Annotated in this window: 21 protein-coding genes and 2 tRNA genes; 6 read left to right on the forward strand and 17 right to left on the reverse strand. The window is 74.7% G+C overall.

Annotated elements, in window-relative coordinates; genetic code table 11:
- Nucleotides 1–6 precede the first annotated feature (6 nt).
- The 6 genes from QOL15_RS10235 to QOL15_RS10260 all read right to left on the reverse strand — a co-directional run bounded on the left by QOL15_RS10235 (nucleotide 7) and on the right by QOL15_RS10260 (nucleotide 6,912).
- The gene (locus QOL15_RS10235) at nucleotides 7–612 is read right to left on the reverse strand and encodes a histidine phosphatase family protein (RefSeq protein WP_065962715.1); all 606 of its coding nucleotides are present in this window, start codon (nucleotides 610–612) and stop codon (nucleotides 7–9) included.
- On the reverse strand, nucleotides 609–998 hold the full coding sequence (gene crcB / locus QOL15_RS10240; RefSeq protein WP_071248876.1) for a fluoride efflux transporter CrcB: 390 nt from the start codon (nucleotides 996–998) through the stop codon (nucleotides 609–611). The genes QOL15_RS10235 and crcB overlap by 4 nt, the downstream gene beginning before the upstream one ends.
- Nucleotides 995–1,441 carry a CrcB family protein gene (locus QOL15_RS10245; RefSeq protein ID WP_071248879.1) on the reverse strand — a complete coding sequence of 149 codons (447 nt, stop codon included), beginning with the start codon at nucleotides 1,439–1,441 and terminating at the stop codon, nucleotides 995–997. The genes crcB and QOL15_RS10245 overlap by 4 nt, the downstream gene beginning before the upstream one ends.
- A gap of 73 nt (nucleotides 1,442–1,514) precedes the next feature.
- A complete protein-coding gene (locus QOL15_RS10250) occupies nucleotides 1,515–3,851 on the reverse strand; it encodes a GNAT family N-acetyltransferase (RefSeq protein WP_071248882.1) in 2,337 nt (778 codons plus the stop codon).
- Nucleotides 3,848–5,392, reverse strand: a complete 1,545-nt coding sequence (locus QOL15_RS10255; protein WP_083394088.1) for a lysine N(6)-hydroxylase/L-ornithine N(5)-oxygenase family protein — start codon at nucleotides 5,390–5,392, stop codon at nucleotides 3,848–3,850. Before QOL15_RS10255 ends, QOL15_RS10250 begins: the two co-directional genes overlap by 4 nt.
- Nucleotides 5,389–6,912 (reverse strand): pyridoxal-dependent decarboxylase, encoded by a 1,524-nt coding sequence (locus QOL15_RS10260; protein ID WP_254784154.1) that lies wholly within the window; start codon nucleotides 6,910–6,912, stop codon nucleotides 5,389–5,391. Before QOL15_RS10260 ends, QOL15_RS10255 begins: the two co-directional genes overlap by 4 nt.
- 104 nt (nucleotides 6,913–7,016) lie before the next feature.
- Between QOL15_RS10260 and QOL15_RS10265 the strand changes: the two genes are divergently transcribed.
- A complete protein-coding gene (locus QOL15_RS10265; protein ID WP_254784155.1) occupies nucleotides 7,017–8,246 on the forward strand; it encodes an NAD(P)-binding domain-containing protein in 1,230 nt (409 codons plus the stop codon).
- A gap of 76 nt (nucleotides 8,247–8,322) precedes the next feature.
- Here the strand turns inward: QOL15_RS10265 and QOL15_RS10270 are convergent, their stop codons facing one another.
- The 10 genes from QOL15_RS10270 to QOL15_RS10315 form a co-directional block, all read right to left on the reverse strand.
- A complete protein-coding gene (locus tag QOL15_RS10270) occupies nucleotides 8,323–8,673 on the reverse strand; it encodes a hypothetical protein (protein WP_071249548.1) in 351 nt (116 codons plus the stop codon).
- Nucleotides 8,643–9,044 (reverse strand): hypothetical protein, encoded by a 402-nt coding sequence (locus tag QOL15_RS10275; protein ID WP_139197617.1) that lies wholly within the window; start codon nucleotides 9,042–9,044, stop codon nucleotides 8,643–8,645. Before QOL15_RS10275 ends, QOL15_RS10270 begins: the two co-directional genes overlap by 31 nt.
- A 588-nt stretch (nucleotides 9,045–9,632) precedes the next feature.
- Nucleotides 9,633–9,708: transfer RNA gene (locus QOL15_RS10280), tRNA-Glu, on the reverse strand.
- Nucleotides 9,709–9,762: 54 nt separating this feature from the next.
- A tRNA-Glu gene (locus QOL15_RS10285) sits at nucleotides 9,763–9,838 on the reverse strand.
- Between the two features lie 128 nt (nucleotides 9,839–9,966).
- Nucleotides 9,967–10,602 (reverse strand): MBL fold metallo-hydrolase, encoded by a 636-nt coding sequence (locus QOL15_RS10290; RefSeq protein ID WP_071249582.1) that lies wholly within the window; start codon nucleotides 10,600–10,602, stop codon nucleotides 9,967–9,969.
- 375 nt (nucleotides 10,603–10,977) lie between these two features.
- The gene (locus tag QOL15_RS10295) at nucleotides 10,978–11,991 is read right to left on the reverse strand and encodes a LacI family DNA-binding transcriptional regulator (protein ID WP_071248901.1); all 1,014 of its coding nucleotides are present in this window, start codon (nucleotides 11,989–11,991) and stop codon (nucleotides 10,978–10,980) included.
- 15 nt (nucleotides 11,992–12,006) lie between these two features.
- Nucleotides 12,007–12,339 (reverse strand): hypothetical protein, encoded by a 333-nt coding sequence (locus tag QOL15_RS10300; RefSeq protein ID WP_071248904.1) that lies wholly within the window; start codon nucleotides 12,337–12,339, stop codon nucleotides 12,007–12,009.
- Between the two features lie 5 nt (nucleotides 12,340–12,344).
- Nucleotides 12,345–13,256 (reverse strand): carbohydrate ABC transporter permease, encoded by a 912-nt coding sequence (locus QOL15_RS10305; RefSeq protein WP_071248907.1) that lies wholly within the window; start codon nucleotides 13,254–13,256, stop codon nucleotides 12,345–12,347.
- The gene (locus tag QOL15_RS10310) at nucleotides 13,253–14,275 is read right to left on the reverse strand and encodes a carbohydrate ABC transporter permease (protein WP_065964336.1); all 1,023 of its coding nucleotides are present in this window, start codon (nucleotides 14,273–14,275) and stop codon (nucleotides 13,253–13,255) included. Before QOL15_RS10310 ends, QOL15_RS10305 begins: the two co-directional genes overlap by 4 nt.
- 110 nt (nucleotides 14,276–14,385) lie before the next feature.
- A complete protein-coding gene (locus tag QOL15_RS10315) occupies nucleotides 14,386–15,672 on the reverse strand; it encodes an ABC transporter substrate-binding protein (RefSeq protein ID WP_370692365.1) in 1,287 nt (428 codons plus the stop codon).
- A 414-nt stretch (nucleotides 15,673–16,086) separates the two neighbouring features.
- On the opposite strand from QOL15_RS10315, the gene QOL15_RS10320 reads away from it, so the two are divergent.
- Complete coding sequence (locus QOL15_RS10320) at nucleotides 16,087–17,412, forward strand: glycosyltransferase (RefSeq protein WP_065964333.1); 1,326 nt, start codon at nucleotides 16,087–16,089, stop codon at nucleotides 17,410–17,412.
- 364 nt (nucleotides 17,413–17,776) lie between these two features.
- Here the strand turns inward: QOL15_RS10320 and QOL15_RS10325 are convergent, their stop codons facing one another.
- Nucleotides 17,777–19,165, reverse strand: coding sequence for a glycosyltransferase family 2 protein (locus QOL15_RS10325; protein ID WP_071248910.1), 1,389 nt, complete (start codon nucleotides 19,163–19,165; stop codon nucleotides 17,777–17,779).
- 160 nt (nucleotides 19,166–19,325) lie between these two features.
- Here QOL15_RS10325 and QOL15_RS10330 point away from each other — a divergent pair, with 160 nt between their 5' ends.
- The 4 genes from QOL15_RS10330 (at nucleotide 19,326) to QOL15_RS10345 (ending at nucleotide 23,651) form a co-directional block, all read left to right on the forward strand.
- Complete coding sequence (locus QOL15_RS10330; RefSeq protein WP_071248913.1) at nucleotides 19,326–19,577, forward strand: hypothetical protein; 252 nt, start codon at nucleotides 19,326–19,328, stop codon at nucleotides 19,575–19,577.
- A 161-nt stretch (nucleotides 19,578–19,738) separates the two neighbouring features.
- The gene (locus QOL15_RS10335) at nucleotides 19,739–20,698 is read left to right on the forward strand and encodes a beta-1,6-N-acetylglucosaminyltransferase (protein WP_071248917.1); all 960 of its coding nucleotides are present in this window, start codon (nucleotides 19,739–19,741) and stop codon (nucleotides 20,696–20,698) included.
- The gene (locus tag QOL15_RS10340) at nucleotides 20,695–22,329 is read left to right on the forward strand and encodes a lipopolysaccharide biosynthesis protein (protein ID WP_083230373.1); all 1,635 of its coding nucleotides are present in this window, start codon (nucleotides 20,695–20,697) and stop codon (nucleotides 22,327–22,329) included. The genes QOL15_RS10335 and QOL15_RS10340 overlap by 4 nt, the downstream gene beginning before the upstream one ends.
- Nucleotides 22,326–23,651, forward strand: a complete 1,326-nt coding sequence (locus QOL15_RS10345; protein ID WP_071248920.1) for a glycosyltransferase family 4 protein — start codon at nucleotides 22,326–22,328, stop codon at nucleotides 23,649–23,651. Before QOL15_RS10340 ends, QOL15_RS10345 begins: the two co-directional genes overlap by 4 nt.
- Nucleotides 23,652–23,691 lie beyond the last annotated feature (40 nt).

Consider the following 23,691-nt stretch of genomic DNA (forward strand, 5'->3'; position numbering starts at 1 on the left):
CGGGTGTCAGTCGCGCGGGGCGATGTTCCAGGAGTCGATCACCGGGCGGCCGTGCTCGTAGCCGAGCGAGCTGATCGTCGCGGTGCCGAGCTTGAGCACGGCGCCGTCCTGCGGGGCGAGCCGGATCCAGGCGGCACCGAGTGCGCGGAGCACGTGCCCGTGGGCGACCACGATCGCGTCGTCGCCCTCGGCGAGCACCGGACGGACGCGGTTCAGGACCCGCTCGACGCGGACGCGGACCTCGGCGGCGTTCTCCCCCGGGGTGTCACCGGCGGGCACGCCGTCGGTCCAGAGGTCCCACGGCCCGTGCCGCTGCACCTTGATCTGCGGGGTGGTGAGGCCCTCGTACGCGCCGTAGTCCCACTCGTACAGGTCCTCGTCGAGCTCGGGGTCGACGCCGACGAGCCGTGCGGTCTCGCGGGCGCGCTGCAGCGGGCTGGACAGGGCGAGCGCGAACTCCCGGTCGGCGAGGTACCGGCCCGCGCGTTCCGCCTGCTCGACGCCGTGGTCGGTGAGCGGGATGTCGGTGCGGCCGGTGTGCTGACCGCTCTTCGACCACTCCGTCTCTCCGTGGCGGACGAGGACGAGTTCGCCGGGGCGTTCCGAGGTCATGTGTTCCTTCCGAGGGTGAGGCCGAGCGCGGCGGCGCCGACCGAGACGACGAGCATCCCGAGGCCGTACAGCACGGCGGCACCGGTCCTCCCGGACCGGAACAGCTGGACGGTCTCGGTGCTCGCCGTCGAGAACGTCGTGTAGCCCCCCATCATGCCCGTCCCGAGGACGGCGACCGCGGAGGGGCCGAGCGTCCCGGCCTCGCCGAGCCCGGTGACGACGCCGAGGACGAACGACCCGGTCACGTTGATGACGAGGGTGCCGAGCGGGAACCAGGCGGCGGCGGTCCGGGCGGTGCGGCCCTTCACGGCGCCGTCGAGCCAGAACCGCAGCGCGGCCCCGACCCCACCGCCGAGGGAGACCAGCAGGAGGGCGAGCGGGGTCATCGCGGCCCCGCCGTCCGGGCACGCGCCGCCCCGCGGCGGCCGGCGAGCCAGGCACCGAGGGCAGCGGCGAGGAGCCCGGCGACCACCGAGAGGAGCGCGTACCCGCTGCCCGCACCCCACCGGCCGACGTCGAGCAGTCGCGCGGTGTCGTCCGCGAGCGTGGAGTAGGTCGTGAAGCCCCCGAGGACGCCGGTGCCGACGAACAGGCGCACGGTCCGGCGCCGTCCCTCGTCGGGCCCGCGCAGTGCGAGCGTCCCGAGCAGCACGCCCAGGCAGAACGCCCCGACGACGTTGATCGCGAAGACCGTCCAGCTGATGCCGTCGACCGCGGGGAACGCCGCGGCGAGCGCCGCCCGGACGCCGGTGCCGATCGCGCCGCCGAGTGCGACGAGGCCGAGGAACCGCCAGCTGCGGTGCGGTGGGCGGAGGGTGTCGGTGGTCACCCCGCCAGCCTGACACAGCGGGTCCGCCGGGTCGGCTGCCACCGCCCGGCGGGCCCGCTCGGTGTACGGACCCTCAGCGTGCGATCGGGTTCGGCATCCGCCCGACGCGCACGAGCGACTCGGTCTGCGCGGACAGGTCGACCATCTGCAGGGTGTTCCGGAGCTGGAGCCGGTTCAGGCAGGAGTGCTCGAAGTCCGGCGCGCGCAGGTCGATCGCACGCGTGCGTCCCGCCGCCGCGTCGTCCACGCACGCCCCGACGAGCCGCCAGAACGCCGCCGCCGGCAGCACCCCGTCCTCGTCGAGGATCGCCGCGAGGTAGCGGAGCACGCCGTCGAACACGTCGGTGTGGACGCCGAGTGCGGCCTCGGCGTCGTCGACCGGGTGCACGATCCGCTCGGTGCCGGCCGGGACGGGGACGTCGCCGACGACCACGACCTCCTCGCCGATGTCCTTCACGAACGCGCGGGAGACCACGCCGCCGCGCAGCACGAGCACGAGGTTCTCGCCGTGCGGCATGAACAGCAGCTCGTGCTCGGTGAGGCAGTGCACGACGGGGCGGAGGTAGGCGTCGAGGTACCGCCGCACCCAGGTCGCGGCGTCGAGCCCGGACCGCGCGACGAGTGCGGCGGCGACCGACCGTCCCCGCGCGTCGCGGTGCAGGAGGGCGGCCATGGTGATCGGCCGCTCCCCCGGCGTCAGGCGCGGCACGGGGCTCTCGCGCCAGAGCGCGGCGAGCATCTTCCGCTGCGGGGACGCGACGTCCACCCGGTGGTACGCGTCGCCGGTGTACCCGACGGCGGCGTGCTCGCGGAGCACCCCGAACCCGGCGGCGACGAGCACCGGGTCCGTCGCGACCAGGCCTGCCACCCAGTCGTTCACCGCCGGGGTGCTCCGCATGTACGCGGGCGACATCCCGCGCAGGAAGCCCATGTTCTGCACGGCGAGCGCCGTCTTCACGTACGAGCGGTCCGGGTGGGTGCGGTTGAACGCGGTGCGGATCGACTGCTGCGGCTGGTGCTCGTCCGGGCCCTCGCCGAGGTCGACGAGGTCCTGCCGCCCGAGGTCCGGCGCGAACGTCACGGCGATCCGGTGCTGCCACTGCCACGGGTGCACCGGGATCCAGGTGTACGCGTCGGGGTCGAGACCGCGGCGCTCCAGGGTCGCGCGGAACCCGGCCACGGTGGCGGGGTCGAGCTCGGCGGCCCAGTGCTCCGGTTCCGTCCGGTCCGCGGCGAGCGCCAGGTGCGTGTGCTCCCGTCGGGCAGCGAGCCACCGGTAGCGGAACCGGCCGCCGGACTCCGGCGCGTACGCCCGGTACTCGTCGAGGCCGAAGCCGATCCGCCCGTTCGCGGCGACGAAGGCCGGGTGTCCCTCGGTCATCGCGGCCTCGGCGTCCTGGAACGCGGCGACGACGTCGCCGTCGGACCGCCCCCGCGCGAGCTGCGCGGCGGAGGGGCCGCCCCGCCGGTGCTTGGCTGCGGCGCTCGCGAGCGTCGACGCGACCTCCTCGAGGTACGTGCCGAGCAGCTCGTCGGGGATGCCGAGCACCTCGTGCAGGGCGAGCACGAAGGCCTGCGCGTCGAGCGGCAGCGTCTCGGCCGCGGCACCCGCCCCCGCTCGGGTCCGGGTGAGGGACGCCTCGTCGAGCACCCAGTGCTCGAGGGCGTGCACCCGCGCCCGGAACCGGTACGTCGAGTCCCCCGCGTCGAGCAACCACGCGTCGCCGTCGGCCCGCGGGGTGACGAGCCGCTCGTGCGTGAACTCCGCGATCGCCTTCGCGACGAGGTGCCGCTCGGCGGGCTCGAGGTGCTCCGGCCGGAGGTGCGCGGCGGGCCCGTCGTCGTCCGGGGTGCCGATCCGGTCGGTGTCGAGCACCGAGAGCAGCGCGCGTTTCCCGTCGACGTCGACCACGCGGAGCGCACGGAACCCGACCTCGGCGTTCTTGCGCTGCACCGCCGTGTTCCGCACGTCCGGTTCCACGACGACCCGGCGGGCGCCGAGGGCGTCACGGCAGTGCTCGACGACCGCCCGCATCACCCGGCTCGTGAGCCCGTGCACGCGCCCGTCGACGGGTGGTGGGGCGACGAGCAGGTGCATGCCGACGTCCCCCGGCTCGGCGTCCCACACGTCGGTCAGCAGCACGGCCGACGGGTCGTAGGTCTCCGCGTAGGCGATCGGTGCGTCGTCCGACCGGACGATCCACCCGGCCTGCGCCGGGTCCTCCTGCACGGCGCGGAGGGACGCGCGGACCGCGTCGACGTCGCGGTCGGTCATCCCCCACCAGGAGGACGCCGGGTCCGCGAGCCACGCGTGCACGAGTGCGGCGTCCCGTCCCGGGTCCACCGGCACGACGGACGGGAGGCCCGTGGCCGCGTCCGCCGGTGCGGCCGTCGTCCCCGGGGCGCTCACGCTGACACCCCCGTGTGCTGCCCGGCGCGGGCACCGGCGGCGCTCGCCGCCGTCGGTTCGTCCGCCGTCGGGTCGTCCGTGGCCGGGCCGGCCGCCGTCGGGTCGTCCGTGGCCGGGCCGGCCGCCGTCGCGGGCGGTGCGTCCGGGGCCGGCCCCGTCGGGTCGGGAGCCGGCCGCCCACCGGGCAGGCCGAACTCCTGGAAGGCGATCCGTTCCTCCAGGCCGTACACGGCGCGCCCCGTGACGGACCGGATGATCGACGCGTTCCGCCACGCGCCCATCCCGAGATCGGGTGCGGTCAGGCCGTGCGTGTGCTCCTCCGCGTTCTGCACCCAGATGCGGCCGCCGAGGGTGTCGACGTGCAGGTCGCGGGCCACCGCGAGCCGACCGCGCTCGTCCCGGGCGACGAGGTGCTCGACGGGGGCGAGGAAGTCGGGCGTGCGCGGCCGGTACCCGGTCGCGAGGACGAGGCGAGCGACCTCGTGCTCGGCCTCGGTGCCGAGCTGCGCGTGCCGGAGCGTCAGGCGGAACCGGTCGCGGTCGGGCATCCAGGTGGCGGCGACGACGCTCGTGTCGGTGCGGAGCGTCGTGGGGACGGGACCGGTCGCGCTGGTGCGGTAGAGCGTGTCGTAGATCGTGTCGACGAGGTCGGCGCTGATGCCCTTGTACAGGCCGCGCTGCTCGCGACCGAGACGGTCCCGGACGGGTCCGGGCAGCCCGTGGAAGTGGTCGGTGTACTCCGGGCTCGTCATCTCGAGCGTGAGCTTGGTGTCCTCCATCGGGAAGAACCGCGGCGAGCGGGTGATCCAGTCGAGGCGGTACCCGCCGTCGCGGATGCCCTCGAGGAGGTCGCGGTACACCTCGGCGGCGGACTGCCCGCTGCCGACGACGGCGATCGAGTCGGCGCGACGGAGGTCCTCGCGCGCGGGGAGGTAGCCCGCGGAGTGCACCACCGGGCCGTCCAGACCGCGGAGGGCCTCGGGGACGGCGGGCTCGGTGCCGATGCCGGTGACGACGTGCCGGGCACGGTAGGTCTCGGGTCCGTCCGGGGTCTCGGCGTGCACCGTGAACAGGTCGGTGTCCGGGTCGTGCTCGACCGCCACGACCCGGCGGCCCCAGCGGAGGGTGTCGAGCTGCTCGGCGGCCCACCGGCAGTAGGCGTCGTACTCGCGGCGCAGGGGGTGGAAGTCCTCGCGGATGTAGAACGGGTAGAGCCTCCCGGTGGCCTTGAGCCAGGCGAGGAACGACCAGCGCGAGGTCGGGTCGGCCATCGTCACGAGGTCCGCCAGGAAGGGCACCTGGATCGTGGCGTCGTCGAGCATCATGCCGTGGTGCCAGGCGAAGCCGTCGGCTTGGTCGAGGAACACCGCGTCGAGGTCGTCGATCGGGTCGGTCAGGCACGCGAGCCCGAGGTTGAACGGGCCGATGCCGACGCCGACGAGGTCGTGGACGGGTGTGCCGGTCGTCGTACGGCTGGTGGTGCTGGTGCTGGTGCTGGTGCTGGTGCTGGTGCTTGTGCTTGTGCTTGTGCTGGAGGTCATCGGGTCGCTCCCGTCGTCTCGGTGGTGTGCGCGGCGCGCTCGCCGCGGTCGGCGTGCGTCCGCCCGGCGTGCAGTCGCGCGGCGTGCAGTCGCTCGGCGGTCGCCACGACGTGGTCGAGTGCCGCGACGACCTGCTCGACGCTCGTGGCGGGGTTGAGCAGCGTGAGCTTGTCGCACGGTCGGCCGTCGACGACGGTCTTCGCGACGAGCGCCCGCCCCTCGGCGAGCAGCGCGGCGCGGAGCGGAGCGACGAGGGCGTCCGCCTCGGCGTCGGACACGCCCTCCGGCTGCCACCGGAACAGCACCGTGCTGAGCTGCGTCGGTGCGACGAGCACCAGGTCCGGGTGCCGTCGCACGTGCTCGTGCACCTGCTCGGCGACGTCGATCACGGTGTCGAACGCCCGCCCGATCGCCGCGGCGCCGCTCGCCCGGAGCGTCGCCCAGAGCTTCAGCGCGTCGAAGCGCCGCGTGGTCTGCAGCGACTTGTCGACCTGGTTCGGCTCGTCGGCGTCCTCGGGGTTGAGGTAGTCGGCGTGCCAGGCCGCGCGACGGAGGTCCGCCGGGTCCCGCACGAGCAACGCGCTCGAGGACACCGGTTGGAAGAACGACTTGTGGAAGTCGGCGGTCACGCTCCGTGCGCGCTCGATACCGTCGAGCAGGTGTCGGCGCGTCGGGGACACGAGCAGGCCGCACCCGTAGGCGGCGTCGACGTGCAGCCAGACGTCCTCGAGGTCGCAGACGTCGGCGATCGGCCCGAGCGGGTCGATGCAGCCGCGGTCGGTGGTGCCGGCGGTGGCGACGACCGCCGTCGGCACCCGACCCTCGCGTCGGACGGCGGCGATCGCGTGTGCCAGGGCGTCGGGCTGCATCCGTCCCGCGCCGTCGGTGGCGACGTCGACGACGGCCCGTTCGGGCAGGCCGAGCACCATCGCGGACTTGCGGACGCTGAAGTGGCTCGAGGCGGTGGCGAACACGACGAGGTCGTCGAGCGCCGGTCCGCCCTGCGGTGCGGTCGCGGTCGCCGCCTGCCTGGCCAGCAGCAGCGCGTGCAGGTTCGACTGCGACCCTCCGGAGGTGAAGACGCCGTCCCCGGCGGGGAACCCGATCGTCTCGGTCGCCCACCGGACGACGCGCCGCTCGATCTCGGTGCCGATGCGCGACTGGTCCCAGGTGTCGACGGAGGGGTTCACGGCGGCGAGCACGGCCTCGGCGGCGACCGCGGGCAGGGCCACCGGACAGTTGAGGTGGGCGAGGTACCCCGGTTGGTGGAACCAGACGGCCTCGGCGCTGAAGAGTCGGTCGACCTCCGCGACGGCGGCGTCGGCGGTCCCGAGCGGGACGTCCAGGTCGACGGCGTCGACACGGTCCCGCAGCGTCGCCGCCGGGGTGTCGGTCGTGGGGGTCCCGACGGTGGCGAAGCGCTCGGCGGTGCGGGTGACGGCGTCGACGACGACCTCCCGGTAGCGCTCGGCGGTGCCGGCGTCGAGGATCTCGAGCAGTGATGACGTGGTGCTGTTCACATTAGGTGAGGCTAACCTAACTGCCCTGCTCGCGGTACCTCGGACGGGGGGGAAGAACGATCGGTCCACGCGGGATGTCCCCCGGCGCGGCTACGCTCGGGGTCGTGTCCAGCGCCCCGCACTCCGCGACCGTGGCGGTCATCGGGGCCGGTCAGGCGGGGTTGTCGGCCGCGCACCACCTGCTCCAGCGCGGGTTCACGCCGGTCACCGGCGAGGGTGAGGACGAGGGCGACCCGACCGGCTCCGGCCGCACCGTGGTCGTGCTCGACGCCGACCGGCAGCCCGGCGGAGCCTGGCAGCACCGCTGGGCGTCCCTGCGGATGCGCACCGTGAACGGGATCTTCGACCTGCCGGGCATGCCGCTGCCCCCGATCGACCCCGAGGAGCCGAGCCGCACCGCCGTGCCGCGCTACTTCGCCGCGTACGAACAGCACGAGCACCTGCCCGTGCTCCGCCCCGTCCGGGTGACGGCCGTGCGCTCGCTCGAGGGGGACGAGGAGCGGACCCACACCGGCACGCCGACCGATCCCGGGGAGCCGACCAGCCCCGACGCCGCGGTCGTCCGCGCCGACCCGGGCGCCACGCCCCCGATGCCCCCACTCCTGGTCGAGACCGACCACGGCGACTGGAGGGTGCGCGCGGTCGTCAACGCCACCGGCACCTGGAACACCCCGATCGTGCCGCGGGTCCCCGGTGCCGAGGACTTCCTCGGCGAGCAGCTGCACAGCCGCGACTACGTCGACGCCGAGCGCTTCCGCGGCCGTCGCGTCGCGGTCGTCGGTGGCGGCATCTCGGCGGTGCAGCTCCTCGAGGAGATCAGCCGCGTCACCGACACGGTCTGGTACACCCGCCGCGAGCCGGTGTTCCTGTCCGGGGCGTTCGTGCACGAGACCGACGGCGTCGACGTCGAGCGCCGGGTCGCCGCGGACGTCGCTGCCGGGCGGCCCCCGGGCAGCATCGTGTCGTACACCGGGCTGCTCTGGACCGAGTACGCCCGAGCCGCCCGTGACCGCGGCGTCCTCGAGCGCCGACCGATGTTCACCGCGATGCGCCCGCACGGGGTCGTCGAGGAGGACGGCTCGTCCACCTCTGTCGACGTCGTCCTGTGGGCGACCGGGTACCGCGCCGACCTCGACCACCTCGCGCCGCTCGGCCTGCGCGGGCCGCTCGGCGGCATCCCGATGGTCGGCACCCGGGTCGCCGCCGACCCCCGCGTGCACCTGATCGGGTACGGGCCGTCGCAGTCGACGATCGGCGCGAACCGCGCGGGACGCGCGGCCGCCCGCGAGGTCGCGCGGTTCCTCGGGGAGGCGCCCGTCCCGTCGTCGACGTGACCACGGCCGGACGGGAGGCGCGGGGCGGGCCCGCCCCGCGCCTCCCGTCCGGCGTCCGCGCGCCGCGCGCCGCGCGTCAGACCGTCATCGTGAGCGGCGGCAGCGGTCCGTCGGTGTCCGCCACCTGCGTCATGCGCGCCGCGAGCCTGCGGAGCGGCGTCGACAGCAGGACCGCGTCCGCGACCCACCGGGCGGCCAGGCCGACCCGGCTGCGCGGGTAGGCGAACCGGACCGAGCCGTCCGGGATGCCCTGGACCGCGTCGACGAGCGGGCGCATCCAGTCGTCGAACGCCGCGAGGGCCCGGTCGAGCGCTGCGCGGTCGAGGTGTCCCGGTCCGTCCGGAGCGGCGCCCTCCACGGCGTCGGCGAGCGAGGCCGCGAGCACGTACCCGCTCGTCAGCGCGAGCGAGGCTCCCCCGCCGCCCATCGGCGTGACGCACCACGCGGGTCCCCGATCACCGCGACACGTCCGCGGCGCCAGGACGGCATCCGGATCTGCGTGAGCTGGTCGACGTACAGGTCCTCGGTGTCGGCGAAGGCGTCGAGCACGCGCGCGGTCTCCCAGCCGACGCCCTCGTACCGGCGGGTGAGCGCCGCGACGACGTCCAGACGGTCCTTGCCGACCAGGTCGTCGCGTCCGGCGTAGGCGAGGACGGCCCGGGTCGTTCCGTACGGGTCCGGGCGGAGGTGCACCTGACGCCCGCCGACGGCCGTGTACCAGCGCCAGCGGTCGTCGTCGGAGGCAGTGCGTGGGATCGTGCCGAACGCCATGGTCGCGCCGAGGTCGCGCGGGTCCACGTCATCCGGGCTCGTCGACCGCCTCGAGGCGGCCGGGCACGTCACACGACATCGTGAGAGCACCGACCGACGCCGGGTCACGCTCCGCACGACCGAGGCCGCCCAGCGGGCGAACGCGGCGTTCCTCGGGTTCGCCGGGCGGGAGATCGCCGGGTCGCTCCGTGCGGCACCGTCGGAGGAGACCCGGGCAGCGCTGGCCTTCCTCGACCGGATGACCGCGGCGGCGACCACGGCGCGCGGCTGGCCCGGCGCGCGCGGACGGGCGGCTGAGCGCAGCGCGCCCGGGCGCCCTTCGCGCGCCGGGCCCCTGGATAGAGCAGGAACTGTCGGGTCGCGCCCGGCCATCCGACGTCGACTGCTCCATCCGCCGAGCCACGGCCGGGTGCGGGCGCTGAGCGGAGAGCGACGCCCGCCCCTGGATGGAGCAGGAACTGTCGGGTCGGGCCCGGCCATCCGACGTCGACTGCTCCATCCGCGGGGCGGCGGCCGCGCGCGGGTACGGGTGTGCGTGCGTGCGGGCCCGGGCCCGGGCCCGGGCCCGGAACGACGAAACCCCCGGCGAGCGGGAGCTCGTCGGGGGTGTCGGTGTGGTGACCCCAGCGGGATTCGAACCCGCGTTACCGCCGTGAGAGGGCGACGTACTAGGCCGCTGTACGATGGGGCCGTGGTTCCGTCGAGACGGAGCACACGTGTTGTCGGACTCGGAGGAAAGCCACCGTGGTGACCCCAGCGGGATTCGAACCCGCGTTACCGCCGTGAGAGGGCGACGTACTAGGCCGCTGTACGATGGGGCCGTTCCGACAACCCGATAAGTATGGCACAGCAGCAGCAGACTGCCAAAACGGGGCGTGTCGCCCGGGTGTGCCGCGCTCGAGGTGCGCCGCGGGGCGGACGCGGGGCGTGCCTCCAGGCCGTCCCGACGTCAGATCGTGAGCGACTCGCCGGGCCGGAGCACCACGAGGTCCCCGCCGTCGCCGAGGGCCTCGCGCTGGCGGTCGACGTGCATGCCGAAGCCGACCTCGGAGAGGGTCGCCTCGTGCACCGGGTAGGCCCGGCGCGGTGCGACGGCGGCGATCCAGTCCATCATCTCGGCGACCTTGAGCCACGGTGCACCGACGGGCGCGGCGAGCACCTCGACCGGGACCCCCGGCACCGTGTACGCGTCGCCGGGGTGGAAGAGCCGACCGCCGACGAGGACGCCGGTGTTGTCGACGACCGGCACCGAGGCGTGGATGACGTTGTGCCGCGCGCCGTGGAAGTCGAGCGTGAACGGGCCGACCGTGCGGTGGTCGCCGTCCGTGACGACCTCGACCGGGAGGCCCGCGTCGGCGAGCGCCGCGGCGACCCCGGCCGGGCCGAGGACGAGCGCGCCCGGGTTCGCGCGGAGGATGCGGTGGAGCTGCTCGGGCGTGACGTGGTCGGGGTGCTCGTGGGTGACGACGACGGCGACCACGCCGGTGGCGTCGACCGGGCGCGTGAGTCCGCCGGGGTCGAGGACGAGCCGGGCCTCGCCGTCGGTGACGACCTGGCAGGCGTGTTCGAGCTTGGTGACCTCCATGCGGGCGACCCTACGCGCGGGGGCCGGCGGGCGGGGTCGCCGGACGCGCCCGGTGCGGGCCGCGGGCCGGCCGGCCGGACGCGCCCGGCGGCGGCCGCGGGCGGGCCGGCCGGACGCGCCCGGTGGCGGCCGCGGGCCGGCCGGTCGGACGCGCCCGGTGCGGGCCGGTCGGACGCGCCCGGTGTGCGCCGCACAACGGGGAGCACGCCGCACCACGGATTCCCGTGGCGCGACGTGCTCTCCCTTGTTCGCGAGCACGCCGCACCGCGACGCGCCACCCGGGCGGCCGCGCCACCCGGGCGGCCGCGCCACCCGGGGCGGCCACGCCGCCCCGGGGCGGCCGCCCCGCCCCACCCCGCCCCGAACCCGGCGCCCCTACGCCCGCGGCGCCCCCGTCGACGTCCGCACCACCAACTCCGCCGGCGCCGCGGGCAACGGCCCCGCCGACGCCCCGTCGACCTCGGCGAGCACGGCCCGCGCGGCCGCCCGTCCCTGGGCCTCGGGGTCCTGCGCGACCGTCGTCAGCCCGACGACCGCGCCGTACTCGTGCCCGTCGATCCCCATCACCGAGACGTCCCCGGGGACCGACAGCCCTGCGCGGGAGGCCGCGAGCAGCACCCCGAGCGCCATCTCGTCCGAGGCGCAGAACACCGCGGTCGGCCGGTCCCCCGGTGTCCGACCGAGCAGGTGCTCCCCCGCGGCGGCCCCGCCGGCGAACGAGAACCGGCCGTCGAGCAGCCGGTCCGCACGGACGTCGAGCCCCCGCCTGCGCATGGCGTCCGCGAAGCCGTCCCGCCGCAGGTACGGCACGGCGACGTTCATGCCGTCCTCGTCCTGCCCGCCCAGGTAGGCGATCTCCCGGTGCCCGAGCCCAGCCAGGTGCGCGACCGCGGTGTCGGTCACCGCGAGGTCGTCCACCCCGACGTTCCGCAGACCCGGTGCCGGCCCGCCGATCACGACGATCGGGTGGTCGCTGAGCTCGAGCTCGGCCCGCTCGGTCTCGTCGAGCACGAGCGACAGGAGCACGAGCCCGTCCACCCGGTGCCGGAGCATCGACCGTCGGAACGCCCGGTCGCGGTCACCGCCGGGCCCGCCGAGGTTGTAGAGCACCAGGTCGTACCCGGCCTGCCGCAGCTCGGCGTCGACCCCGCGGAGCGCGCGGACGTAGAACCACCGGTCGATCACCGGGACGACGACGCCGACCGCCCGCTGGCGTCCGGTCGCGAGCCCCGCCGCCGCCGAGCTCGGCACGTAGCCGAGCTCGTCGGCGACCCGTCGGACCTCGCCGATGGTCGCGTCCGCCACGGTCGGCAACCCGCGCAGTGCGCGGGACACCGTCGACTTCGACAGTCCGGTCCGGCTCGCGATCTCCTGGATCCCGCTGGGCATCGGTCGGGAGGCCCGTCAGCCGTCGCCGCCGTGCGTCGCCTCCGCGACGTGGCCGGTCCCGGGACCGCCGTGCGTCGCGTCCGCGACGTGGCCGGTCCCGGCACCGCCGTGCGTCGCCTCCGCGACGTGGCCGGTCCCGGCACCGCGGCGGAGCACCGTCCGCCGCCACCGGTCGAGCCCGACCACCGCGAGGACGCACACGAGCAGCACCATCGCCCACCCGAGCGCCGGGCGTCCGGTCACCTCGCAGAACACCGTCACGCCGAGGAACAGCACGCCGAACGCACCGACGAAGCCGATCGCCTCCTCGATCCGGGCGGTGGGCCGCTGCGGCCCGCGCTGTGCCACCGGCCTCAGCCCTTCACGCCGCCGGCGGTGAGGCCGGCCACGATCCGCCGCTGGAACACGAGCACCAGGACGACGAGCGGGATCGTGACGATCGTACCCGCCGCCATCACGGCGGTGTACGGCTCCTGGTGCGGCTGCGACCCGGCGAACGACGCGATCGCGACCGTGACCGGCTGGGTGGCGTCGCTCGAGAGCTGGGACGAGATGAGGTACTCGTTCCAGGACGAGATGAACGCCAGGATCGCGGTGGTGAACACGGCGGGTGCGGCCAGCGGCAGGATGATCCGCCGGAACGCCTGCACCCGGGTGCACCCGTCGATGCGTGCCGCCTCCTCGAGGTCCCACGGCATCTCGCGGAAGAAGCTCGCGAGTGTGTAGACGGTGAGGGGCAGCACGAACGAGATGCTCGGCAGGATGAGCGCCTGGTACGTGCCCATCCAGCCGATGTCCGTGAAGAGCTGGAACAGCGGCGAGATGAGCGCGACACCGGGGAACATCGACGCGGCCAGGATCGCGCCGGCGATCACCGACTTGCCCTGGAACTCGAGGCGGGCCAGGGCGTAGGCGGCGCTCGTGCCGACGAGCAGCGCGATGACCGTCACGACGCCGCCGATGAGCAGGCTGTTCGCCAGGGCACGGCCGAGGTGGTTGCCGAGCGCGGTCGAGAACGCCGTCGTGTAGTTGTCGAGCGTGACGTGGGTCGGCCAGGGCGTCGCGTCGAAGGTGAAGCCGACGTCCCGGAAGCTCGTGACGACCATCCAGTAGAACGGCAGCAGGCACCACACCGCGATGACGACGGCCTGGATGCCGGTGCGGAGCCGCTGCCCGGTGTGCCGCTGGACGCGGACCCGGGGGCGGTCGGTCGCACGGTCGCGCGAACGCGCCGTCGACCGGGGTCGGTCTGCTGCGAGCGTCACTTGAGCTCACCCTTCTGCTGGGCGGCCTGCGTCTGCACCACGTTGGCGCCGAGGAACCGCACGAAGACGAACGCGACGACGAAGATCACCAGGAACGTGATCGTGGAGAGGGCCGACGCGGAGTTGAAGCCCTGCCGGATCTGGTCGACGACCAGGATCGACAGCGTGGTGGTCGCGTTGCCGGACCCACCGCCGCCGCCGGTGAGGATCGCGGGCAGGTCGTACATGCGCAGGGCATCGAGCACGCGGAACAGCACGGCGACCATGAGCGCGGGCTTGATGAGCGGGAGCGTGATGTTCACGAAGCGCTGCACGGTCGACGCGCCGTCCATCTTGCCGGCCTCGTAGACCTCCTCCGGGATGAGCTGCAGCCCGGCGAGGATGAGCAGCGCCATGAACGGCGTCGTCTTCCAGGTGTCCGCGATGATGATCGCCCACCGGGACGCCCACTCGCTCGAGGTCCAGAGGACCTGCTGCCCGATCACGTGGTTGAGCACGCCGTTCGCGTCGAAGATGAAGTACCAGAGCTTCGCGGTGACGGCGGTCGGGATGGCCCACGGCACGAGGATCGCGGCGCGGACGAGGGCGCGTCCCCGGAAGTTGCGGTTCATGATGATCGCCATCCACACGCCGATGACGGTCTCCAGGGCGACGGTCACGACCGTGAAGAAGAACGTGTTCCCCATCGACACCCAGAACTGGGCGCCGAGGTTGCCGGGCGGGCAGGCGGTCTCACCGCACCGCTGGCCGAGCCAGTGCACGTAGTTCGCGACGCCCGCGAAGCCGCCCTGGACGAAAAGACCGGTGGCCTTGTCGAGCCCGGCGTCGAGCTGGAACGACTGGATCACGGCGCTGACGACCGGGTAGCCGATGACGATCGCGAGGAGCGCGATCGTCGGCCCGATCAGGTACACGGCCCAGCGGCCGTGCTCGGCGTTGAGCCCGCCCTTCCGCCGCCGCGGCGGCTCGGTCCCCCGTGGGTTCGGGATCGCTGCGGGGATCTCGGTTGCTGCTGACACTTCGACGGCCTCCTTGCCGGATGTCTGGACGCAGGTGGTGGCGGACGGGAGGCACGGTGCACGCTGGCACCGTGCCTCCCGTCCGACGCGGCGACAGCCGCGTCCCGGCGCTAGTTGCTGCCGTCGGTGGCGGTCTTCAGTGCCGCCTGCATGTCCTTGACCGCTTCGTCGACGCTCTTCGATCCCTTGAGCGCGGCGTAGCTGTTGTCCTGGATCGCCTTGGTGACGGCCGGGTAGAACGGCGTCACCGGGCGCGGCTCGGCCGACTCGATCGACTTGAGCAGCGTCGGCAGGTAGGGCAGCTTGCTGGTCAGCTCCTCGTCGGTGTACAGGTCACCGACGACCGGGGCGAGCGAGCCCTGCGTCGCGAAGAACTTCTGCGTCTCGTCCGACTCCAGGAACTCGAGGAAGTCGTGCGCGGTCGCCTTGTGCTTCGAGTACACGCTGATCGCCGCGTTGTGCCCGCCGAGCGTCGAGGCGCCCGTGCCGTCCTTGCCCGGGATCGGGGCGACGCCGAAGGTGTCCTTCACCGTGCTCGACCCGTCGGTCTTGGCGAGGTTGTAGACGTACGGCCAGTTGCGCAGGAACAGCAGCTTGCCGTCCTCGAACGCCTGGCGGCCCTGCTCCTCCTGGTAGGTGATCGCCTCGGCCGGGATGTTGCCGTCCTTGAACGCGTCGACGAGGTTCTGCAGGCCGGCCTTCGCGTCGCTGGTGTCGACGTCGGGCTTGCCGCTCTTGTCGAGCACCGAGCCGCCCGAGCCGTTGATCGCCTCGGAGGCGTTCACGGTCAGGCCCTCGTACTTCGCGAACTGGCCGGCGTAGCAGCCGATGCCCTTCTCCTTCGCGATCGAGCAGTCCTGCATCATCTCGGCCCAGGTGGTCGGGGGCGTCGGCACGAGGTCCTTGCGGTAGTACAGGAGCGCGCCGTCGGAGGTCTGCGGGGCGGCGTAGAGCGTGTCGTTGTACGTCGCGGTCTTCACCGTCGACGGCAGGAGCTTCGACGTGTCGATCTTCATCTTGCCGGTGAGCGGCGTGAGCCAGCCCTTCGCGGCGAACTCGGCGGTCCAGACGACGTCGACGTCGACCACGTCGTAGTTCTCGTCCTTGGCCTGGAAGTGCTGCACGAGGTCGTCGTGCTGCTGGTCGGCCTGGTCGGACTGCTCCTTGAAGGTCACCTTCTCGTCCGGGTGGGCGGCGTTCCACTTCTCGATCAGCGGGCGCACGACGTTCGAGTTGTCCTTGCCCTGCACGTACGTGATCGGTCCGCGGCTGTCCTGACCGTTCGAGGCGTCGCCCGATCCGGACGATCCGCCCGCCGAGCAGCCGGTGAGCACGAGGCCGACGGCGGCGAGCCCGGCGACGGAGGCCAGGCGCACCCTGGCGCGAGTGTTGGTCACAGCGTTGTCTCCTCATCGAGATCACCAGACGGCGCCGATCGGGGACCCGACGACGCTGCCTGGAGCAGGCCACGCTGCCTGCTGGTGGAGGAAGCTACGCCCGTCGTCGGGCGGAGCGCAACCGGTTGCATCGGATTCGTGACCGGGCCGTGACCTCCGCCCGCCGGTCGGTTTCCCCTGGTGAGCGCTCACTTCGGCCGGTCGTCCGGTCGCGGGACCCGGTCGCCGGTCCGGTCCGCCGGTCCGGTTCGCCGGGCCCGGTCGCCGGGCCCGGTCGCCGGGCCCGGTCGCCGGTCCCGGTCGCCGGGCCCGGTCGCCGGTCCCGCTGCGGGGGTCTGCGGGGTTCCGCACGATCCCCGCCACGGGAGCACACGGGCGTTGTCCGCGGTGCACCGTGCTCGTAGCGTCCGTGCCATGGCCCTGCTCACCCCTGTGTCCGTCCCCGGCCCGCGCCGTGTCGTCAGCGTCGACCTCGACGCTCCGCTCCCGGAGCTCGTCGCGGGTGCGGACGGTTCCTCGGCGCTCGTCGTCGGGTACCGCGACGGGCACCCGGTGACCACGCTCGAGGTCCTGCTCACCGACGACCCGGCCGACGCCGAGCGTGCCCTCGCGCCGCTCCGCGCCGTGGGCAGCCCCGTGGGTGCCGACGACGCCCCCGTCCCGGACGACCAGCTGCCGATGATCTCGATCGTGGTGTCGACCGTCGTCGCCCGCGTCGAGGACCTCGGCAAGCTGCTCGACGTGCTCGAGCACCTCGACTACCCGCGGCACGAGGTCGTCCTCGTCGACAACCGCGTGCGGCTGCCCGAGGTCGACGAGCTCCCCGGGCTGCTCGCCGGGCGGGACGTCCGACTCGTCGTCGAGCGCCGCCCCGGCTGCTCGGCCGGTCGCAACGCCGGCGTCGCGGCCGCGCGTGGCGAGGTCATCGCGTTCACCGACGACGACGTCCGGGTCGACCCGCAGTGGCTCCGGATGATCGGGTCGCGGTACGTCCGCGAGCCCGAGCTCGACGCGGTGACCGGCATGATCCTCCCGGTCGAGCTCGAGACCCCCGCGCAGATCTGGTACGAGGCGTACTACGGCGGCTTCAGCGGCGAGCGCACCTTCGAGCCCGTGACGATCGTCCCCGACGACGTCCCCGGTGCGATGCGCAACGCCCGGGTCTCCGCGGTGGCCCCCGACGGCACGGTGCGCAAGCACTTCGCGGTGTACGGCATCGGCGGGTACGGGGCCGGTGCGAACTGGTCGGTCCGGCGCTCGTCGTTCGACGCGGTCGGCGGCTTCGACAACACGCTCGGCGCCGGGGTCCCGGCCCGCGGCGGCGAGGACCTGGCGATCTTCATCGACCTGCTGTGGGGCGGCGGGCGCATCGGCTTCGAGCCGAAGGCCGTCGTGCACCACCGCCACCGTCGTGACCTCGACGGGCTGCACCACCAGCTGCACTCGAACGGCGTCGGCTTCACCGCGCTCATGTGCGCGCTCGTGGCGAAGGACCGCCGGCACCTCGTCGCGCTGGCCCGCCTGATGCCCGTCGCCGTGAAGATCAAGGGCAAGCAGCTCGTGTCCCGGCTGGCGGGGAAGCGCGACGCGGCGCCGGAGACGCTCACCGAGGCGTCGACGACGCGCATCCCGCGCTCCCTGGCGTTCCACGAGTTCCGTGGCTTCCCGGCCGGGCCCGCGGCGTACCTGCGCAGCCGGCGCTTCTGGCGCGACGTCGAGCAGGGTCGCTTCCGCCCGTAGTCGGCGGGGTCGCTCGGGCCGGGACTGGTCCGCGCGGTCCGGGGCGACGCGTGTGCGACACCCCCGCTGTCGCACGACGGCCACGATGTCGCACGCGCGGGCACGGCCCGGCCGCGCCGCCCGCGAGCGACACCCCCGCTGTCGGACGACGACCACGATGTCGCACGCGCGGGCACGGCCCGGCCGCGCCGCCCGCGAGCGACACCCCCGCTGTCGGACGACGACCGCGATGTCGCACGCGCGGGTACGGCCCGGCGGTGCCGCCCGCGAGCGACACCCCCGCTGTCGGACGACGACCACGATGTCGCACGGCCCCGTGCCGGCCCGACCCGGACCCCGAGCCACCGCGCCCGGGCCGCGCCCCTCAGCGCCGCGCGCGAGCCCGCGACACGAGGTACCGCCACGGCCCACCGAGCGCCGCGACGAGCTCGACCCGCTGCAGCCCCGCGGCCGCGGCGCGGAAGTCGTCGTCCACCGGCCACGCCTCGATCGCCGCGACCGCCGCCGTCACCTGGTCCGCACCGGCACCACCGGCACTGCCGGAACCACCGGCACCACCGCCACCACCGCCACCACCGCCACCACCGGCACCACCGCCACGGTTCCCCTGCCCGAGCGCCCCGAGCTGCCGCAGCGCCCCGACCGCCCGCCGGAGCACCGCCACCGCGGTCCGCGGCCGGAGCACGAGCTTCGCGACCCAGGCACCGAGCCCGGTCCCGTACCCGAGCGCCTGCGCACGCAGGGCCTCGCGGTCGGAACGGTGCCGGTGCCAGACGACGGCGGACGGCTCGACGGCGAGCGCCCCGCCCGAGAACAGCACGCGGGTGAACAGGTCCGGGTCCTCCCCCGCGCGGGTCGGGGTACCGGGGCCGAGCGCGACGTCGAACCCGCCGAGGGCGAGCCCGGCGTCCCGGCGGAGCGACATGTTCGCGCCGGTGCCGAACGCCCCGACCGAGAACGGGAACAGCGGCAGGTCGGCCGGCGGGCTCGCGGTGCGGAACACCCGGCGGTCGGTGTTGCGCGCCCAGGTGACGCGCTCGTCGAAGTAGCGCTGCGTCGGCGTCCGGAGCTCGCCGCTCGGCACGAGGCCCGTCACGCAGACGACGTCGGCGTCGCGGGCGTAGGCCGCGGCGAGCGCCGACGCCCAGTCGCGGTCGACGACCACGTCGTCGTCGACGAAGGCGACCACCTCGCCGGTGGCGAGGGCGAGACCGGCGTTCCGTGCGCGCGAGACGCCGGGTCGGGCCTCCAGGACGTACCGGACCCGAGGATCACCGACGGCCGCCACGACGTCGCGGGTCGCGGTCGAGCTGGGCGCGTTGTCGACGACGAGGACCTCGAGGTCGTCGTACGCCGAGGCGAGGACCGAGCGCACGCACCGGCGGACGTCCTCCGGACGGTCGCGGGTGCCGATGACGACCGACACGCGTCCGACGGGCGTGCCCGTCGGGGCGGCCGGGAGGCCCGTGGCACGCACCGCGCGCAGGGCCGGTCCCAGCTCGGCCGGGTCCAGGTCCCCGTCCGCGTCGACCGCGACGTCGACGAAGCCGGCGACCTCGAGCCCGTCGCGCACGAGGAGGCGCGCACGACGGAACCCCGCCGCACCGGCGAGCGCGACGGCGTCGGCGGCGAGCGCCTCGGCCCGGTCGACCGCACCCACCCAGGCGGCCCCCGACCAGGTCGGTCGGTCCGGCGACGGCATCGCGGGCGCGAGCGTGAGCACGCGGGTGGAGGTCGCACTGGTGTCGGTCATGGTCCGATGCTCCGATCGGCGCCGGCGGGGGTCAACGCGGCCTCCGGGTGGTTGCGGCGACGGCCGCGCGTCTTGCGGTTTGCCGCCAGTGCGCGGCGTGTCGACCAGTAGGCTCGGCGTCGATGACCCGACGACCGCGCGTCGGGCACGAGGAGGACGCATGTCGGACGCCCCCTGGACCGGGAACGAGTCCGCTGCGACCAGTGACGGAGCCCCCTCGTCCGGACTCGAAGCCCCCGTGCTGACCGACCGCGGGGGCGACCGCTGGGCCGACCTCGCGACCGACGGGACGGTGCTCGTCCTCGACGCGTCGACGTGCGTCTGCGGCCACGCCGAGGACGCCCACGAGCACTACCGCCCCGGCACCGACTGCGCGCTCTGCGACTGCCCGAAGTTCCGCCGGGCACGCTGAGCCGGCGCTGTCCGGTCGCGCCGGTCCGCGGCGACGCCCCGCACCGCGCGGGCACCACGGGAACCGCCGGTCAGACGCCCGACTGCGGGAAACCGCCGCTTCCCCGCAGTCGGTCCGGCACGGGGCTGTGGGCCACCAGGGCCCCGGGTTAGCGTCCCGCCATGGCCATCTCCCCCGCGGTCCCCGCGTGCATCGTCCTCGCCCACGAGGACCCGGAGCACGTGCGTCGCCTCGTCGAGACGCTCGACCCGTTCCCGGTGTTCCTGCACGTCGACGCACGCACCCCGGAGTCGGTGCACCGCGCGATGGTCGACGGCCTGCCGGAACGCGTCCGGCTGCTGCCGCGGATCCGCACCGGGTGGGCGCGTTGGGAGAACGTCGCCGCCGAGGTCGCCGGCTACCGTGCTGCCCTCGCCACCACCGACGCCACGCACGTCGCGGTCCTCACCGGCAGCGACTACCCGCTCGCACACCCGAGCGAGATCAGCGCGCACCTCGGGGCACACCGCGAGGAGTCCTTCGTCGCGTCGTTCCCGCTCCCGTACGACCGCTGGGGTCGCGACGGCGGCTTCGCCCGGCTGCGGTACCCGCACTGGGCCTGGCGGAAGCACATGCTCCGCGTCCCGCTCCCCCGTCGCCTGCCCCGAGGCGTCACCCTCACCGGCGGCTCGCAGCTCAAGGTCCTCGCCCGTCGCCACGCGGCCGCCGTGGTCGACACGGTGGACCGCCGCCCCGACCTCGTCCGGTTCTGGCGACGGAGCTGGATCGCCGACGAGACCTTCGTGCCGTCGGTCCTGCACACCCCGTCGTTGACGCCCGGCTTCGCCGAGGAGCACGTGCCGGAGTCGCTCTGGTGGATCGGCTGGGACGGTGCGGCACGCAAGAGCCCGCCGTGGCTGACGCTGCCCGACGCCGGCCGCCTGTTCGAGCGCCGCGCGACCCCGGACGCCACGACGCCGGACCTGTTCGCGCGCAAGTTCTCGACCGAGCGGAGCGGTGAGCTGCTCGACCTGATCGACGGCGCCTTCGGGTTGCGGGAGCCGCGTGCGGCACCGCACGCCGTGGCCGCTGCCGGCACGCCGGTCGCCGGGTCCGTCGCGGCGGACGGGGCCGCCTCGTGACGCTGCCCCAGACCCGACGCGAGGCCCGCGCGGCCGAGGGACGGGTCCGCCCGTCCTCGTCCGGTCCGCTCGCCCCCGCCACGGGCGGCACGGACGACGGCCGGGAGGCGCTGGTCACCCCCGCCACGGCCGTCGCCACCGATCCCGCCGACGGCCGGGAGGCGTCGGTCACCCCCGCCACGTCGGCCGCGTCCGACGCGGCGCCCGGCACGGGCAGCAGCGCGGTCGCGAAGGGGTCGAACGCACTGTTCGGCCGCGGCCTGCTGTACGTCGTCGTGTGGTCGATGCAGCTCGTCGTTTCGTCGCTCATCTCGCCCGTGCTGGCGCACCTCATGCCGCCCGCCGAGTTCGGCCTGCTCGCCTCGGCCATCGCGCTGTTCCAGGCCTTCGTCGTGCTGTCCGTGGCCGGTCTCGACCAGGCGGCGGTCCTGCAACGTGCGGAGGACGGCGGCGACGACCGTCGTGCCCGCGGGCTGCTCGTCGTCGGCATCACGACCGCGGTGGTCGTCACCGGGACCGCCCTCGTCACGATCCCGTCGTGGGCCGACGCCGCCGGGTTCGTCGGCGCCCACCCGCTGCTCCTCGTCGCGGTCCTGTGGGTCGCCCCGGCCGCGATCGTCCAGCTCTCGCTGTCCCTGCTCGTCGCGCAGGACCGGATCCGGGTCTTCGCCGTCACGAGCCTGCTGTCCTCCGTCGGCGGTTCGATCATCGGTCTCGGCCTGCTCGTCTGGGTCAGCGCCGACGCGACCACCTACGCGTGGGGCGGCGTCGTCGCGCAGGGCGTCGCGATGGTGATCGGCATCGCGGCGACGCGGCCGCGCATCGCCGGGCTGTTCGACCGCCGCACCACCGCGCGCGCGTTCCGACTCGGGATCCCGGTCGCCCTCGGCAACCTGTCGTACTTCGTGCTCAACGCCGGGGACCGGGTCGTCGTGCAGCGGCTGCTCGGCCCGGACGAGGTCGCCCGCTACCAGATCGCCTACGTCGTCGGCTCCGCGGTGATCCTCCTCCTGACCTTCACGAACCAGGCCTGGGCACCGCACTTCGCCGCCCTCCGCGACCGCGCCGCACGCCGACGCCTCGCGGTGCACGCCCGTGACGAGCTCTACGCGATGCTCGCACCGGTGCTGCTCGCGGTGACGCTCGTGTCGCCGGTCGCCCTGCCGGTCCTGGCACCGGCGTCGTACCGGGTGCAGGACCTCAGCGTCGTCGTCTTCGTCGTCGCGTTGACCGCGCTCCCGGTCGTCGCCAGTGGAGCGACCGGTCGGCTGCTCCTCGTCGAGCGCAAGGGCGTCGCGGTCGGCGTGATCGCGGCCGGCGCGGGCGTGCTGAACATCGGCGCGAACCTCGTCCTCGTGCCGCTGCTCGGCATCGTCGGGGCCGGGCTCGCGACCGTCGTCGCCTACACGCTCCTGGCGGTCGCGCAGCTGCTCGTGCTGCCGGACCGCCGCGAGTGGGTCGGTCCGCGCGCGCGGGTGGTGCTGCCGCTGGTCGGTGCACTCGCCGTCGCCGGGGCCTCCCTGCTGCTCCCCCAGGACACCCTGTGGAACGTCGTCCGCGTGGTCGGTGTCGTCGCGTGCCTGCCGTGGTTCCTCCGTCGCCTCACGACCGCACGTGGAGGTGCATCGTGACCCACCGCCCGTCCCCGGCGCGCTCCGCCTCCCCGGGCTCGTCCCCGGCGGCCTCCGCCTCCCCGGGCTCGTCCCCAGCGGCCTCCGCCGCCCCGGGTCCGTCCCCGGCGGCACCGGGACGGGCGCTGCGCATCGGCGGGCTCGTCAGCGGGCTCGCGCTCACCGGCGGCCTCGAACGGTGCGTGCTCGAGGACACCCGTGCGCTCGTCGCCGCGGGCCACACGGTCGAGCTCTGGCACCGCGACAGCACCGCGGCCCGCGCCGGTGAGGGCCGCGCGGCCTACGACGGCCTCGGGGTCCGGCTCCTGGAGGCGACCGACCCGCGCTTCGGCATCAGGACGGCGCTGCGCGACACGCTGCGCTTCGCCCGCGAGGGGCTCCGGCTCCGTCGCGCCGGGTACGACGTGCTGTGGCTGAACCGGCCCGAGTACCTGCCCTACGGCCGTGTCGTGTCCGCCGTGTCCGGGATCCCCCTCGCGGTGCACCTGCACCACGCCCCGAACTACGGACGGCTCGGTCCGATCGCCGGCGGCCGGTCGCGGTTCCTCGCGGTCTCGCACGCGATGGCGCGGGCGTGGGCCGCCGCCGGGACGCCCGTCGACAAGATCACGGTGGTCCCGAACGGCGTCGACACCGACGCCTTCCCACCCGCGACCGCCGAGCAGGCGGCTGCCGCCCGACGCACGCTCGGCATCGACACCGACCGACCCGTCGTCCTGTACTACGGGCGGCTCAGCCGGTCGAAGGGTGTCGTCGCACTGCTCGAAGCCTGGCAGCTCGTGCTCGCCGACGCCGCACGGCGGTCGGCGGCGGCCCCGGTGGCCGCGGGCTCCGGTCCGGCGGCGCACGACGCCGCCGTCCCCGCGTCGTCGGTGCCCCTGCTCGTCCTCGCCGGGGCGCTCTACCCCGAGGAGCGCGGTCCGGTCGGCCGCGCCGTCGACGCCCTGCCCGCGGGCAGCGTGCTCGTCCTCCCCGAGCGGGACGACGTCCTGCCGCTCCTGCACGCAGCCGACCTCGTCGTCGCGCCGTCGATCGAGCCCGAGGGGTTCGGCCGCACGGTCGTCGAGGCGATGTCCGCCGGCGTCCCCGCGGTCGCCGCGGCATCCGGTGGCACGGCGGAGGTCCTCGCCGACGAGTGGGAGCGGTTCACGGTCGACCCGACCGACACGGCCGCCCTCGCCCGGACCGTCACCGCGGCCCTCGACGAGGCCACCACCGACCCGACCCTGCCGGCACGGTGCCGGGCGTGGGTCCGGGAACGGTACGACCGGGCGCCGCACGAGCGCGCACTGCTCGACGCCCTCGTGACGCACGCGCGCTGAGGCCCACGGCCGAGTCGCGGCTCGGCCGCCGACGGCTCGG

This window comes from Curtobacterium sp. MCBA15_012, from assembly GCF_001864935.2.
Classification (GTDB): domain Bacteria; phylum Actinomycetota; class Actinomycetes; order Actinomycetales; family Microbacteriaceae; genus Curtobacterium.

Excerpts from the sequence above, each read along its gene's own strand:
- QOL15_RS10235 (WP_065962715.1), bottom strand. The coding sequence starts at position 612 with ATGACCTCGGAACGCCCCGGCGAACTCGTCCTCGTCCGCCACGGAGAG.
- crcB (WP_071248876.1), bottom strand. The coding sequence starts at position 998 with ATGACCCCGCTCGCCCTCCTGCTGGTCTCCCTCGGCGGTGGGGTCGGG.
- QOL15_RS10255 (WP_083394088.1), bottom strand. The coding sequence starts at position 5,392 with ATGACCTCCAGCACAAGCACAAGCACAAGCACCAGCACCAGCACCAGC.
- QOL15_RS10270 (WP_071249548.1), bottom strand. The coding sequence starts at position 8,673 with ATGGGCGGCGGGGGAGCCTCGCTCGCGCTGACGAGCGGGTACGTGCTC.
- QOL15_RS10290 (WP_071249582.1), bottom strand. The coding sequence starts at position 10,602 with ATGGAGGTCACCAAGCTCGAACACGCCTGCCAGGTCGTCACCGACGGC.
- QOL15_RS10295 (WP_071248901.1), bottom strand. The coding sequence starts at position 11,991 with ATGCCCAGCGGGATCCAGGAGATCGCGAGCCGGACCGGACTGTCGAAG.
- QOL15_RS10320 (WP_065964333.1), top strand. The coding sequence starts at position 16,087 with ATGGCCCTGCTCACCCCTGTGTCCGTCCCCGGCCCGCGCCGTGTCGTC.
- QOL15_RS10325 (WP_071248910.1), bottom strand. The coding sequence starts at position 19,165 with ATGACCGACACCAGTGCGACCTCCACCCGCGTGCTCACGCTCGCGCCC.
- QOL15_RS10330 (WP_071248913.1), top strand. The coding sequence starts at position 19,326 with ATGTCGGACGCCCCCTGGACCGGGAACGAGTCCGCTGCGACCAGTGAC.
- QOL15_RS10335 (WP_071248917.1), top strand. The coding sequence starts at position 19,739 with ATGGCCATCTCCCCCGCGGTCCCCGCGTGCATCGTCCTCGCCCACGAG.